This is a genomic window from Paraburkholderia hospita, from assembly GCF_002902965.1.
GTDB lineage: Bacteria > Pseudomonadota > Gammaproteobacteria > Burkholderiales > Burkholderiaceae > Paraburkholderia > Paraburkholderia hospita.
In genome coordinates this window covers 2145306-2159207 of the sequence record NZ_CP026107.1, presented here as the reverse complement: position 1 = coordinate 2159207, position 13902 = coordinate 2145306, and the positions used below count along the sequence as shown (strand labels likewise).

12 protein-coding genes are annotated in these 13902 nt (G+C 60.4%); 6 read left to right on the top strand and 6 right to left on the bottom strand.

Annotated features, from left to right (window positions below; all coding sequences use genetic code 11):
• Position 1 precedes the first annotated feature (1 nt).
• Positions 2–526: a hypothetical protein gene (locus C2L64_RS43060; RefSeq protein WP_009770071.1), complete on the top strand. Its 525-nt coding sequence runs from the start codon at positions 2–4 to the stop codon at positions 524–526.
• Positions 527–661: 135 nt separating this feature from the next.
• Here C2L64_RS43060 and C2L64_RS43055 read toward each other — a convergent pair whose 3' ends face one another.
• From C2L64_RS43055 to C2L64_RS43035, 5 genes are all read right to left on the bottom strand, one after another.
• Positions 662–1822: an NAD-dependent formate dehydrogenase gene (locus C2L64_RS43055; RefSeq protein ID WP_009770072.1), complete on the bottom strand. Its 1161-nt coding sequence runs from the start codon at positions 1820–1822 to the stop codon at positions 662–664.
• Positions 1823–1964: 142 nt separating this feature from the next.
• Positions 1965–3095 carry an amidohydrolase family protein gene (locus tag C2L64_RS43050; protein WP_009770073.1) on the bottom strand — a complete coding sequence of 377 codons (1131 nt, stop codon included), beginning with the start codon at positions 3093–3095 and terminating at the stop codon, positions 1965–1967.
• Positions 3092–4396 (bottom strand): MFS transporter, encoded by a 1305-nt coding sequence (locus C2L64_RS43045; protein ID WP_007737700.1) that lies wholly within the window; start codon positions 4394–4396, stop codon positions 3092–3094. The genes C2L64_RS43050 and C2L64_RS43045 overlap by 4 nt, the downstream gene beginning before the upstream one ends.
• A gap of 97 nt (positions 4397–4493) precedes the next feature.
• Positions 4494–5768 carry a CaiB/BaiF CoA transferase family protein gene (locus C2L64_RS43040; RefSeq protein ID WP_009770074.1) on the bottom strand — a complete coding sequence of 425 codons (1275 nt, stop codon included), beginning with the start codon at positions 5766–5768 and terminating at the stop codon, positions 4494–4496.
• On the bottom strand, positions 5765–6751 hold the full coding sequence (locus C2L64_RS43035; protein ID WP_009770075.1) for a hydroxymethylglutaryl-CoA lyase: 987 nt from the start codon (positions 6749–6751) through the stop codon (positions 5765–5767). Before C2L64_RS43035 ends, C2L64_RS43040 begins: the two co-directional genes overlap by 4 nt.
• A gap of 193 nt (positions 6752–6944) precedes the next feature.
• Here C2L64_RS43035 and C2L64_RS43030 point away from each other — a divergent pair, with 193 nt between their 5' ends.
• Positions 6945–7721, top strand: a complete 777-nt coding sequence (locus C2L64_RS43030) for an IclR family transcriptional regulator (RefSeq protein WP_009770076.1) — start codon at positions 6945–6947, stop codon at positions 7719–7721.
• Positions 7722–8712: 991 nt separating this feature from the next.
• Here C2L64_RS43030 and C2L64_RS43025 read toward each other — a convergent pair.
• Entirely contained in the window at positions 8713–9738 is a 1026-nt protein-coding gene (locus C2L64_RS43025; RefSeq protein WP_009770077.1) for an AraC family transcriptional regulator, read from the bottom strand.
• Positions 9739–9945: 207 nt separating this feature from the next.
• On the opposite strand from C2L64_RS43025, the gene C2L64_RS43020 reads away from it, so the two are divergent.
• The 4 genes from C2L64_RS43020 to C2L64_RS43005 are packed head-to-tail and all read left to right on the top strand — an operon-like array spanning position 9946 to position 13881.
• A complete protein-coding gene (locus C2L64_RS43020) occupies positions 9946–10884 on the top strand; it encodes a BKACE family enzyme (RefSeq protein WP_007747724.1) in 939 nt (312 codons plus the stop codon).
• Positions 10885–10936: 52 nt separating this feature from the next.
• Positions 10937–12283 carry an MFS transporter gene (locus C2L64_RS43015; protein WP_009770078.1) on the top strand — a complete coding sequence of 449 codons (1347 nt, stop codon included), beginning with the start codon at positions 10937–10939 and terminating at the stop codon, positions 12281–12283.
• A gap of 35 nt (positions 12284–12318) precedes the next feature.
• A complete protein-coding gene (gene fabG / locus C2L64_RS43010) occupies positions 12319–13059 on the top strand; it encodes a 3-oxoacyl-ACP reductase FabG (RefSeq protein WP_086910226.1) in 741 nt (246 codons plus the stop codon).
• A gap of 30 nt (positions 13060–13089) precedes the next feature.
• Positions 13090–13881 (top strand): SDR family oxidoreductase, encoded by a 792-nt coding sequence (locus tag C2L64_RS43005; RefSeq protein WP_009770080.1) that lies wholly within the window; start codon positions 13090–13092, stop codon positions 13879–13881.
• Positions 13882–13902: the final 21 nt, after the last annotated feature.

The following is a 13902-nucleotide window of genomic DNA, read 5'->3' as shown; positions in this document are numbered from 1 at the left end:
GATGCGAAGGGGAAGAGTTCGCAGGCGGCGCAATGCGCAACAGGGCTACGCGTATCTCTCGCTGCTGATCCTGATCTCGATCATCGGCGTGGCGGCTGCCGCTACGGCGCAGCTTGGTGCCGTCTATCAGCGGCGCGTGGCCGAACAGGAACTGCTGTTCGTCGGTGGCGAATTTCAGCGCGCGTTGCTGAGCTATGCATTGGCGACGCCCGTGGGTCAGCCGAACCAGCCGCGCACGCTCGACGACCTCGTGCGCGACCCGCGTTATCCGAACGTCGTGCGGCATCTGCGCAAGCTGTATGCGGACCCGATGACGGGCAAGGCCGACTGGGAACTCGTAAGATCGCCGGATGGGCAGACCATTGTCGGCGTTCATAGCGTGTCTCATGCGCGACCCATTCAGATCGCGCATTTTCCGGGTGAATTTCGCGGTTTTAACGACGCGAAAACCTATATGGACTGGGTGTTCGTCGCCCGTCTTCCCGTCGCGGTACGGGACGGTGGGCCTTCGTCAGGTACGCCGTAGTCGCTCTGCGCGTCGATCGCAAGGATGTTTATCCCCGTGTCTGGCTTGACGGCGAGGCGCGCGCTCACCAGACTGATCTGCAATCAATTTCGGGGCCTGCGTGCAGACCCCGATTCGGATCACGCGTGCAGAAAATCAGCTCAGCTTGTACGAACTCGCGCCCGTTCCCGCGAGATTGCCGCCGTCGACGATCAGATACTCCGGACGGATCGGCTTTCCCTCGAAGAAGCATTGAAGAATTTCGAGCGTGCCTGCGGCGTAGCGCGCCTGACCCGACAGCGAACTGCCCGAGATGTGCGGTGTCATGCCGTTGTACGGCATCGTGCGCCACGGATGATCGACGGGTGCAGGCTGAGGGAACCAGACGTCGCCCGCATAGCCTGCCAACTGCCCGGACTCCAGCGCCTTCACAATGGCGTCACGGTCGCACAATGCGCCGCGCGCGGTATTGATGAGGTAAGCACCGCGCTTGACGAGGCTCAACATGCGCTCGTTGAAAAAGCCTTCGGTGGAAGGGTAAAGCGGCATCTGCAGATTGATGATGTCGCAGACCTTGACGAGATCTTCGGGCGTTTCATGATGGATCAGTCCGAGTTCCGCTTCGACTTCGGGCGCGAGGCGATGGCGCTGATAGTAGTGCAGCTTCACATCGAACGGTTTGAGTCGGCGCAATACGGCAAGTCCGATCCGGCCCGCGCCGAGCGTGCCGAAATGCATCCCTTCCAGATCGTAGCTGCGGCTCACGCAATCCGCGATGTTCCAGCCGCCGTTGACGGCATACTGATGCGCGGGAAGATAGTTACGCACCAGCGACAACACCATCATAACGACGTGTTCCGCGACGCTAATGCTGTTCGAGAACGTCTCTTCAGCAACGGTGACGCCATGCGCCGCAGCCGCCTTCAGATCGACGTGATCCGAGCCGATGCCTGCCGTCAACGCAAGCTTGAGCTTCTTCGCTTTCGCGATCCGTTCGGCCGTCAGATAGGCCGGCCAGAAGGGCTGCGAAATGACGACGTCGGCATCGACCAGGTGCTTGTCGAAGGTGGAGTCGGCACCGTCTTTGTCGCTCGTGACGACGAGTTGATGACCATGCGCTTCCAGATAGCTCCGCAGACCTAGCTCGCCGGACACGCAGCCAACCAGTTCGCCCGGCTTGAATCCAAGTGGTCCTTGCGGAGACGGCACCGTTTGACCGTTCGGATATTGCGTAATGACGGGAATGTCGTCGCGCACGTACCTGGGCGGATACCCGGTTACGGGGTCGGGATAGAGAACACACAATACTTTTGCCATGTCAGTTCAGTTCCTTGAGGACTGTGAGCGCATTTTGCGAATCAGGGTCCTCATTCAACTCCGTCTGATCGATGGCGTCTTTCGTATTTGCACGTGTATTTCGTGGGTATTGCGTGACGACGGGCATCCGCCACCCGAACGATCAGCCAAGGCGATACACGTTGCTCACCGTGCCCCGGAACAACGCTTCGCGCTCGCCGTGGCTCGCCTGCGCCGTTAATCGTTTGAATGCGTTCCAGCCGTTGCTATACGGATACGAGCCCTTGTCGACCGGGAAGTTGCTCTCGAACATGCATCGATTCGCGCCGAACAGTTCGATGCAAGTGTGCATCCACAGCTTCCACGCTTCGGCAAGTTGGGTTGACGACGGTGGCCGCTCGCCCTTCTCGAAGTCAAAGCCGTTGATCCGCATCCCCAGCCCGCCGACCTTGACATACACGTTAGGCAGTTGCGCCAGTTTGCGCATGGACTGGGACCAGCTTTCGAACACCTCTTTCTGCTTATCCTCGTAGCTGGCAATCCGCACGACACCGCCGCAGTGATTGATGATGACGGGCACGTCGGGATAGGCCTTCGCAAGGTCGAATAACTCGGGAAGTTGTGGGAAAAAAAGCCATGCGTCATACGACAGACCGAGTGGCCCCAACTGTGCCACGCCCGCGCGGTAGTCCCGGTCGAGCAGCAATCCGCGCGGTGCCGCCGAGACAGGATTCACCAGTGTCTGGTCAGCGTCCCACGTCACGAGATGCCGTACGCCCCTGAAACGGCCTTGTCCGGCCTGGAGATGCGCTTCGAGAACTTCGCGCACCGCCGCACCGCGACGAAGATCGGCATAGCCGACAATGCCCTTTGCGACCTGTGGCTTGCCGCCCTGCGTCGGCGCGGTTGCGGCTGTCACATATTCCACCTCGCCGACCGGCCTCAATGGGTCGGGGCCCGACTGCCTGTAACGGGTGAGTGCCTGCATGTACACGGAAGCGGTGATGTTATGCCCGGACTGTGCGTCGCGAAGGTACTCGTCGAGCAGGTAGGTCCATCCCGGGCGATCGTAGAAGTGATGATGCGCGTCGATGATCGGCATGTCCGGCTCAAGTGCCGTTTCGGTTCCCGAGGCGAGCCATTCGGATCGAACGGGCAGATAGTTGCTGGTCGGATTCATGGGGCGCGTCTCTTCGTTGGCGATTGCATGCGTGGCCAGGACGGGGATGGCGATCGATGCAGCGGCGGCACGAAGAAGCTGGCGGCGCATCGGCGAATCAATCGTTACTGTCATTGCTCCCCCCGATTGAAGGCATAAAGAGAGAGCGTCAGCAACGTCGTCAACCCGAGCACGACAGCGAGACCAAACATCCCGGCGGTGTAGGTTCCAAAGCTGTCCTTCAGATAGCCGACCAGATACGGACCCGCGAAGCCGCCAAGTGCGCCGATCGAGTTGATCAGTGCGAGTCCGCCAGCGGCTGCCTGACCGGACAGGAATCGGGCCGGCAGCGTGTAGAAAATCGTGCGGCCAGCGATCGTGCCGATCAGTGCCAGCGTGATGCCGGTCATCGCGGGCAGCAGTTGATGAAAGTATGTCGAGACACCGAGCGCGACCGCGCCGATCAGCAGACCGGCCGCGAGGTTTGCAATATGCCCGCCGCGACGATCGACCCGTTTCGCCCACCAGAGCAGTGCGATGGTGGCAAAGAAGTACGGCACGGCAGAGACCCAGCCGGTTTGCGTCACGCTCATTCCGTGCGCTTTGAGCATCTGGGGCAACCAGATGCCGATGCCGTAAGAGCCCATCGTGAAGCCAAACGAGATCATCGCGAGGAGATAGACGCGCACGTCCTTGAGCGCCGCACGAAAATCCTTCTTTTTCTGACCGGATGAACCCTCGCGATCGAATGCGCTTTGCAGCGCGAGCCGCTCTTCCGGCGAAAGCCATGTGGCATCGGCGGGCTTGTCCGCAAGCATTTTCAGCACGAGGTATCCGAGCACGCACGCCGGGAGACCTTCGACGATGAACATCCACTTCCAGCCTGCCAGACCGAGTAAGCCATCCATGTGAAGCAGCCACGACGATAACGGACCACCGACGAGTGAAGACAGTGGTGTCGAGACGGTGAACCAGGCGAGCACACGCGTGCGGTAGCTGGCGGGGAACCAGACGGCAAGGAAGAATATGACGCCCGGAAAGAAGCCTGCTTCGCCGATTCCGAGCAGCAGACGGATCACATAGAAACTGGTCGGTCCGGCGGCGAGCGCCGTGGCTGCGGCCAACAGCCCCCACGTGATCATGATGCGGGCCAGCCAGCGCCGCGCGCCGAAGCGGTATAGCGCCAGATTGCTGGGCACCTCGCAGACGCAATAGCCGGCAAACATGATCCCGGCTCCCCAGCCGAACTGCGTTGCAGTCAGCCCAAGGTCGCGGTTCATCGTCAGCGCCGCAAAACCGACGCTCGTACGATCCAGATAGTTGAAAAAGTAGGCGAGTGCGAGCAGCGGGATAAAGCGCCATGCAGCTTTTCTGACCGCCTGCTGTTCGAGGCTGGCGGGGGTGTCAGCCGTCATGCTCGATGAAATGGATGTCATTGTCGTCTCCAGACAATTCACTGGCCGGGCCTGACCGCAAGGCGGTCGGCGCGGTGCTGTGTTTCTGCGCGATGGGTGCGTCGTCAGGCTTCAGGCGTCAGGCGCTGGCAAGCTCGTTGGGCGAAGGACTCGACGCGTCGCCCGACGGGCGGTTCTGGCATCCGACGACACCGGCATCGACCAGTTGTCTGAGTTCGTCATCGGTATAGCCGAGCTGCGACAGCAGCGTCTGTGTGTCCTGTCCGAGCGCGGGCGGCGCTGCTCGGAGCCGCAACCGCTCACCCGCTAACGTCAGCGGGAGCAATGCAGTGCGCGTGGAGACCGGCTCCCCCGCTCCGCTTGCATCGGGCGGCAACGTTACATCGGCGAGCCCGCCCGTCGCGAGCAGGTGCGGATCGTCGAACAGGTCTTGCGGCCTGGTAATCGGCGCATAGGGCAAGCCGATGCGTTCGAAAATGGCGCTGATCTCTGCCGCGCTGAACGCCTCCATGTGCTGGCGCAATCGCGGCAGCAACCAGTCGCGGGCCTGGACCCGTTGATTGTTGGTGGCAATCCGTTCGTCCGACTTCAGTTCCGCAAGACCAAAGGCATCGCAGAACAGGGCCCATTGCGTGTCCGACACGACCGCCAAAAAAATCTGTTCGCCGTTCCTGACGGAAAAGACGTCGTACACAGCCCATGCGGATATACGGCTCGGCATCGGCGACGCAGCCTGCCCCGTCACTGCGTACTGCATCATGTGCTGCGCGACGAGGAACACGTTGTTTTCAAACAGTGCACTCTGGACTTCCTGTCCCCTGCCTGTGCGCTCACGCTGCGCGAGCGCCGCCATCGCACCGATAGCGCCGAACATGCCGCCCATGATGTCGTTGACGCTGGTGCCTGCACGCAGCGGCCGCCCCTCGGGTCCCGTCATGTACGCCAGGCCGCCCATCATCTGCACGACTTCGTCCAGCGCGGTCCGATGGTCGTACGGACCGGGAAGAAAGCCTTTGTGCGAGACATAGATCAGACGCGGATTGAGCTTCGACAGCGCAGCGTATCCGAGCCCGAGCCTATCCATCGTGCCGCTCTTGAAGTTCTCGCTGAAGATGTCAGCGCTCGCGAGCAGCTTGTGGACGATTTCGATCCCGCGAGGATCTTTTACGTCTACGGCAATGCTTTTCTTGTTCCGGTTGAACGTGCTGAAAAAGCCTGCCCCTGATCCACGTAGGGAACGCGTGCTGTCGCCTGCAATCGGCTCGACCTTGATCACTTCCGCGCCAAGGTCCGCCAGCACCATGCCGCAGGTCGGTCCCATCACCATGTGCGTCATTTCGATCACACGCACGCCGCTGTAGGGCAGGGATTGATTCGATTGATTCGAACTCATTGCGCGACTCCGAGCAAACATCCTTCCGGTTGCGGCGCGCTCGGTGCACGCCCATCTGCATAGCCGAATCCTTTCGGCAACCCCGCGTCGGGCACATGCCCGTACAACGCTTCGCCCGGCAGTGCTTCCGCGAGAATTGCGCGGGCAGCGACGAGTGCGTCAATGTCGATACCCGTGTCGTAGCCCATGGCTTCGAGCAGGAAGGCAAGGTCTTCCGTGACGATGTTGCCGGTCGCGCCCGGCGCGTAGGGACAGCCGCCCAGACCCGCCTGGCTCGCGTCGATGGTTGTTACGCCTGCATCGAGCGCAGCGACGACGTTCGCCAGTCCCTGACCGCGTGTGTTGTGGAAGTGGGCGCCGCCTGCCCTGGCGCCAAGTTCGGTCTGCAAGCGCCGGAACAGACGGCGGACCTGTGTGGGGTTTGCATAGCCGCTGGTATCGGATAGGCCCACTTCGTCCACACCGCACGCGGCCATCGCGACACACATCCGCATCGTCTGGTCGTCGCTCACCGCGCCCGCGATCGTGCAACCGAACGCGACAGATACGCCCGCTTCGATCTGCACACCGGGGAACTGCGCGTCGCGTAAGGCGACGATGTCGCGCACCTCTTCAATCATCTGTGCGGTCGTCTTGCGGATGTTGGCCATCGAATGCTCGTCGGTCACTGAAACCGGCAACGTGAGCTTATGCACACCAGCTTCGAAGGCGCTTTGCGATCCGCGAAGGTTTGGCGCAAGCACGGCGACGTGAAGGCCGGGGATCGTCAGCGCATGAGCCACGACTTCACGGATGTCGGCCATCTGGGGAAGTAGTTTTGGCGGCACGAAAGAGCCGACCTCGATCTCCTTCAGCCCCGCGGCGGCCAGCGCCGAAATCCAGCGAAGCTTCGCAGCCGTGGGCATCACGCGCCTGATGCTCTGGAGGCCGTCGCGCGGGCCCACTTCGCTGACGAGGACCGAGGGGGCGGGGGAAGTGTTCAAGGTGAACTCCTTTCGAGTGTTCTATTAGACGGAATGATGTTCTGTCAAATAGAACTATAGGAGCAAAAACAGGGCAATTTAAGGTGGGTAAACCCGAAAATTTGGAGATTTATGAAACTTGCGTTCTGCGTGATAGAACGATACAGTCGATTCAACGCAAAGACGTGATAAGGAAACGGCCGTGCCCAGCGAAATGCAGGAAGCGTCACCTTCGGAGGCCGTCGCCCCAAACGATGGGTCCAGCGGTGTGGCGGTACTCGATCGCGCGTTCGCGATTCTCAACGCCTTCGGGCCGACGGATGACCGGTTGTCGCTCGCAGAACTCTCACGTCGCACCGATCTGTACAAGAGCACGGTACTGCGTCTGCTTGGTGCACTGGAGCACGGCGGATTCATCCGCAGACTGAGCGACGGACAGTACGCGATTGGGCCGCAGCCATTGCGGCTCGCGGCGCTCTACCAGCGCTCGTTTCAGGTGGGACCGGTTATCGAGCCGATTCTTCAGCAACTGAGCCGGGACCTCGGGGAGACCGCGTCTTTGTATGTGCGGCAGGGCGACCGGAGGCTGGTGCTCTTCCGTGTCGAACCTGCGCGGGCGGTGCGGGTGTCGATTCGCGTCGGCGAAGAGTTTCCGATCGACAAGGGGGCGTCAGGCAAAGTTCTGCTGGCGTTCACGGATACGCTCGATCCACGTTGGGACGAGGTGCGTGAGCGGTTGTGGGCTGTCTCCCATGGAGAGCGTGATCCTGAAACGGCGTCGGTGTCGGTGCCGGTGTTTGGGGCATCGGGAGAGTTGGTGGGAGCGCTGGCGTTGTCTGGGCCTAAAGCGCGGTTTGACATGGCGTCGACTATTACGGCCGCACTGATCGCCTTGCTCGAATGCGCAAAGCGCGCGACGGTGGCGCTCGGTGGCATGGGCGGTCGGTACGATGCGACGATCGAGAAAACTTCTCGGGAAGGGTTTTCGTAGAACGGGAAGCCGGGCGGTGTAGTGGCATAGCGCGAGCTGGGTGTGGGGCTCTTTCGCTGGCATCCGCGATTTGCCTTCATGCTTCATGCGTTGCCCCTGTGCGGGGCGGCAGCTACTCCGTCTGCGACGGCTGGTTGGTTTGCTTCGGGTTTTGCTGGCATCCGCGTATTGCCTTCGTGCTTCAAGCGTTGCCCCTGTGGGTTTGCCTTTTCGCTGGCATCCGCGTTACGGTGTTTGCTGTTCAAGCGTCGCCCCTGTGCGGGGCGGCACCTACTTTTCTTTGCCGCCGCAAAGAAAAGTAGGCAAAAGAAAGCGGCTAACACCGCCAACATTTATTCTTGCCTGAGGGCCCCCAAAGGGTCTTACGCTTCACACGGCAATCACGTGATCCATGTTCGTTGCTAGCGCTCTTGCTGTGCGCATCACCCGCTTCACGCTCCTGCATTGCAGTATGCCGTGCCAGATAGTCCACCGCCGCCCAGGTGGCAAACTGTGTGTAGGCCATAGAGCCTCGCATGCCTCACTTCGGACCGATAGCACATGCGTTCCACCCTGTGAGAGCGCTACCCTATACGACGCGACAACCTACACACAGTTTGCCACCTGGGCGGCACATACCATTCGCTGCCGCTTGCCCTAGTACAGGTATTCGAAGCGGGTGCGGCGTTCATTCGAAGCGTTGGCAACGAGCACCAACCAGGGCACTGCCGTGTGAAGCGTGGGACCGGTTGGGGGCCCTCAGGCGAGAACAAGAATTGGCGGTGTTAGCCGCTTTCTTTTGCCTACTTTTCTTTGCGGCGGCAAAGAAAAGTAGGTGCCGCCCCGCACAGGGGCGACGCTTGAAGCGCGATAACAAAGCGCGGATGCCAGCGCAAAGGCAAACACACCGAACGGCAACGCTTGAAGCACAAAGGCAATACGCGGATGCCAGCGAGAACCCGAAGCAAACCAACCAGCCGTCGCCGACAAAGTCCCCACAGCACGCGCACCGCTACTTCCTCAATTCCCCAGGCCCTTTCCCTGTCCAGCGCTTCAACGCGCGGCGAAAATTCGCGGCATCGCTAAAACCTAGAAGCATTGCGACATCATCGGTGCTCATTTTCGTCGATTGCAGATACTCCAGCGCGAGCGAGCAACGCACATCATCGACGATCGCAACGAAAGATGTTCCCTCTGCTTCAAGATGCCTCCGCAAGGTGCGGCTCGTCATGTTGAGCCGCGTTGCCACTTCTTCCATGCCGGGAAAAACGCCAGGCGTGCTCATCAGAACCTGATAGACCTCGCCGGACGTTCCCACTGAAGTCTTCGCCTGCCCGATCAAACGATCGCACGTATCCTGCAACAGCGTCGCCGTCAGCTTATGCGCGAGCTGCGGCTTCTGGTTCAGTATCGCGCTGTCGTAAACAAGCTCGCATTGCGGCGCGTCGAAAAAACACGGGCAACCGAGATACTGCGGATAAAGATCCGCATGCGCAGGCGCCGGATAGGAAAAGCACGCCATGACCGGCGGACAGCTATGACCCGCGACATCCTGAAGATGCGTGACGTGCTGCGTGAATTGCTGCTCGATGATGAACTCGCGCAATTCGCGCGATGGGCTCGACACGAAGGCATCAGGAAACGACCACACGGCTCGGTTCGGGTATTCGGTCCAATCGATCGTCACGGTCGGCGTTGCAAGCCGATGATATTTGACGCCAAGCCGGAAGTAATCGCGCAACGAAAGACACGACATCAGCGCATAACCGTACATGCCATACGCGGACAAATGCAGCCGCGCGCCGGTCTTGAACGGGGTGGCCGGATCGGTCGATAACAGCACCGCGTTGCGGGCCACGATCGCATATTGGCGCACCGACGTCATCACCGACGCGTCGTTGAGTTGATCGACGCTCAGGCCGCTGCCCTTCAGACTGTCTTCGGGCGCAATGCCTTGCTCCGCGAGCACTTCGACCAGTGCGGCGATTTTGTACGGCGCGTAAATGCGCTCGTTGATCAGGGGGCGAGTCGATGCCAAGAGTGCTCCACCGAATGTCCTTCGAAGACATCCTCGTGTCCGTAAATGACCTTACGGGCGCCATCGTATCCCACTACTATCGGTATCACAAGCGCTGCGTCCACGGACCGCCAGCGCGTCGATACAACCTCGGAGACAGCGTGCGCGGCGTCCTTTCATTGCACAGGGACGAAGCGCCGCGCACGCCGAACAGATCAGGATTTCCCAATGAGCGACGCCAGCCGCAAGGTCATCATTTCGTGTGCGATCACGGGCGCAACCCATGTGCCGTCGATGTCCGAACATCTCCCCATCACGCCCGCGCAAATCCGGGACCAGGCCATCGAAGCGGCTGAAGCCGGGGCCGCGATCATTCATCTGCACGCACGCGATCCCAATGACGGCCGCCCCACGCCGAGCCCGGAGATCTTCAAGGCCTTCGTGCCCGCAATCGCCGAAGCGACGGACGCCGTCATCAACATCACGACAGGCGGCAGCACGCGCATGACGCTCGAAGAACGTCTCGCGTATCCGCGACTCGCAAAGCCCGAAATGTGCTCGTTGAACATGGGCTCGATGAACTTCTCGATTCATCCCGTTGCCGCAAAGATTGAGTCCTGGCGCTACGGCTGGGAGAAGGATTACGTCGAAGGCATGGAAGACATGATCTTCCGCAATACCTTCAAGGACATTCGCAACATTCTTCTGGAACTGGGAGACAACGGCACGCGCTTCGAATTCGAGTGCTATGACGTGGGGCATCTGTACAACCTTGCGCATTTCGTCGAACAAGGGCTCGTCAAGCCGCCGTTCTTTATTCAATCGGTGTTCGGCATTTTGGGCGGGCTGGGAACGGACCCGGAGAACATGGTCGTGATGCGCTCGACGGCAGACAGGTTGTTTGGCCGCGAGAACTATCAGTTCTCCGTTCTCGGCGCGGGCCGGCACCAGATGCCGCTCGTGACCATGAGCGCGATCCTGGGCGGCAACGTACGCGTGGGTCTCGAAGACAGCGTGTATCTGTCGAAGGGTGTGAAGGCGGAGACCAACGCACAACAGGTCCGTAAAATCCGCCGCATTCTCGAAGAACTGTCGTTCGAGATCGCCACGCCCGCGGACGCGCGCAAGATGCTGGGACTCAAAGGCGCCGACAAGGTAACGCTCTAGGCTGACGCTAACAAAAGAACAAAGCCATTCAAACGATATTGGAGACGACGTCATGGACACTACTTCCATCGACCATCGCGTTGAACAGTTGCATCGCGTTGCCACGCACAAGGCCATGCTAAGACTGATCCCGCTGATGTGCGCGATCTACTTCATGTCCTTTCTCGATCGCACGAATGTTGCGCTCGCGAAGATTCAGCTCGCGGCTGATGTCGGCATCAGTGCCGCCGCATATGGTTTCGGGTCGGGCATTTTCTTTCTCGGTTATGCATTGCTCGAAGTGCCGAGCAATCTGGCGGCTCACCGCGTCGGTCCGCGACGCTGGATCGCGCGCATCGCAGTGACGTGGGGCATCCTGTCGACCGCGATGATGTTCGTGCAGGGTACGTCATCGTTCTATGTGTTGCGCGTTCTGCTGGGCATCGCGGAAGCGGGTCTCTTTCCTGCGCTGATGTATATGGTGACGCTGTGGTTCGCGCCACATGACCGGCCTGTCGTGGTCGGCTGGATCTACATCGCGCCCGCGCTCGCGCTGATGCTCGGCAGTCCGCTCGGCGGCGCGCTGATGCAACTGGATGGATTCGGCGGACTGCATGGCTGGCAGTGGATGTTCATGATCGAAGGCATTCCGAGCGTGATCGTTGGCATCGTGTTGTTCTTTGCGATGCCGGAGCGGCCGCGAGACGCGCGGTGGCTGTCGGCGGCCGAGCGCGACGTGCTCGAAACGCACGCTGTCATCGACGTGCACGGAAGTGCGGAGTACTCGTCCGCAAACTGGATTGCCGCGCTCAAACGGCCCACTACCGTACTGATCGGTTTGATCTATTTCCTGAATCAGGTGGCGTTCGTGGGGCTGTACTTTTTTGCGCCGGCTATCGTCCACCAGATGCATGTCGATTCGCCGCTTGTGATCGGCTTTCTGGCCGCAAGCGTCGGGCTCGGTTTTCTGCTTGGCGTGCTAATTCTGCCGCGCATCCACCGGCGCGTGAATAGCGATTGCGTGTTTCTCGGCGTGCTCACGGCGGGGCTTGTCGTAGGCGCATGCGTTTATCTCGCGGTGACGACTCCCGCTGCGCGGATCTGCCTTCTCACGGTGACGGCGTTCTTCGGCGGCGGCGTGTTGCCGTCCTATTGGGCCATCGCGATGAAGCGTCTGCAAGGCATCCAGGCTGCAGCGGGTCTCGCGTTCATCAACACGATCGGTTTGATCGGTGGGTTTGTCGGACCGTATCTGTTCGGAATGGCGGAAACGTCTTCCGGCCGAAGCGATGCCGGCTTCACGGTGATTCTGGTCGCAGCAGTGCTCGGCCTCGCTCTGGTGCCGTTGCTGGCGAGAGCGATTCGCGGCGAGGATCGTGTAGAGTCGTCGCACGAGCCGGCCGCACAGATGAAGTCATAGTCGGGTTTGCGTTTTCTGGAAGGAATAAACCAACAATGAAGTTGAACGGAAAAGTTGCGATTATCACGGGCGCGGGGCAGGGGATCGGAGCAGCGACTGCATTGAAGTTCGCGCGCGAAGGCGCCGTCGTGATCGCGTGTGACATGAATCTCGATGCTGTCGAGACGGTCGCGCATATGTGCCGGGAAGCCGGCGCGAAGTCGGAAGCGTTCGCCGTCGATGTCACGCGACGTGCGCAAGTCGATCAGATGGTCACCCGAGTACGCGACACATATGGCCGCATTGACGTCGTCGTGAACAATGCGGGCATCACACGCGATGCGCGTTTGCAGAAGATGACGTTGCAGCAGTTCGAAGATGTGATCGACGTCAACCTTCGCGGTGTCTTTCATACCGCACAGGCCGTCGTCGATTCGATGATTGCGCAAGGCTCCGGTGTCATCCTGAACGCAAGCTCTGTCGTGGGCATTTACGGCAACTACGGGCAGACGAACTATGCAGCGGCCAAGTTTGGCGTGATCGGCTTCACGAAGACCTGGAGCCGCGAGCTAGGTCCGAAGGGTATCCGTGTCAACGCGGTTGCGCCTGGCTTCATCGACACGCCTATCCTCAAGACCATTCCTGAAGACGTGCTCGCGAAGATGCGCGAAGACGTGCCGCTGCGCCGGCTCGGCAAGCCCGAAGAAATCGCGAATATCTACGCGTTTCTGGCAAGCGACGAAGCAAGCTACGTCAACGGCGCAGTGATCGAAGCGACGGGCGGATTGACCTTGTGATCCGTTTGTAAATAGTGAAGAGGTAGCGGCATGAATATCATTGATCTCCTGAAACCGCGCGCCGGGCTGCGTGTATTCGTATCGGCGGGCGCGGCCGGAATTGGCGCGGCAATCGCCGAAGCATTTCTGCAGGCGCAGGCAAAGGTTTATATCTGCGATGTGAACGCGACGGCCGTCGCTGACGCCAGATCGCGCTTGCCTGACCTTCACGCGGGTATCGCCGACGTGTCGAACCGGGCGCAAGTCGATGCCGTCATCGACGATGCGCGGCAGAAGCTCGGCGGACTCGATGTGCTCATCAACAACGCGGGCATTGCGGGACCGACGGGCGCAGTCGAAGATCTCGATCCTGTGCAGTGGGAAAGCACGGTGTCCACCAACCTCAACAGCCAGTTCTATTTTCTGCGCAAGGCGGTGCCCGTTTTGAAGGAGACGTCGGACTGCGCGAGCATCATCGCGATGTCTTCGGTGGCGGGACGTCTTGGCTATCCGTTTCGAACGCCGTATGCGTCGACGAAATGGGCGATCGTGGGATTGGTCAAATCTTTGGCGGCCGAACTGGGCCCGAGCAATATTCGTGTGAACGCGATCTTGCCGGGCGTAGTGGAAGGCGAGCGGATGAGCAAGGTGATCGCCGCGCGCGCCGACGCGCTCGGTATTTCGTTCGATGCGATGCGCGACGAGTACCTGAAGAAGATTTCGTTGCGCCGGATGGTCACGGTCGATGATATTGCGGCGATGACATTGTTCCTTTCGTCGCCGGCTGGCGGCAATATTACCGGGCAGGCGATCAGTGTCGACGGGAATGTCGAGTACCTGTGAGATCGACACCTTGCGAGCAAG

Coding starts and splice junctions, on each gene's coding strand:
- C2L64_RS43045 (WP_007737700.1), bottom strand. CDS start 4,396: ATGACATCCATTTCATCGAGCATGACGGCTGACACCCCCGCCAGCCTC.
- C2L64_RS43015 (WP_009770078.1), top strand. CDS start 10,937: ATGGACACTACTTCCATCGACCATCGCGTTGAACAGTTGCATCGCGTT.
- C2L64_RS43050 (WP_009770073.1), bottom strand. CDS start 3,095: ATGACAGTAACGATTGATTCGCCGATGCGCCGCCAGCTTCTTCGTGCC.
- fabG (WP_086910226.1), top strand. CDS start 12,319: ATGAAGTTGAACGGAAAAGTTGCGATTATCACGGGCGCGGGGCAGGGG.
- C2L64_RS43060 (WP_009770071.1), top strand. CDS start 2: ATGCGAAGGGGAAGAGTTCGCAGGCGGCGCAATGCGCAACAGGGCTAC.
- C2L64_RS43055 (WP_009770072.1), bottom strand. CDS start 1,822: ATGGCAAAAGTATTGTGTGTTCTCTATCCCGACCCCGTAACCGGGTAT.
- C2L64_RS43005 (WP_009770080.1), top strand. CDS start 13,090: ATGAATATCATTGATCTCCTGAAACCGCGCGCCGGGCTGCGTGTATTC.
- C2L64_RS43020 (WP_007747724.1), top strand. CDS start 9,946: ATGAGCGACGCCAGCCGCAAGGTCATCATTTCGTGTGCGATCACGGGC.
- C2L64_RS43040 (WP_009770074.1), bottom strand. CDS start 5,768: ATGAGTTCGAATCAATCGAATCAATCCCTGCCCTACAGCGGCGTGCGT.
- C2L64_RS43030 (WP_009770076.1), top strand. CDS start 6,945: ATGCAGGAAGCGTCACCTTCGGAGGCCGTCGCCCCAAACGATGGGTCC.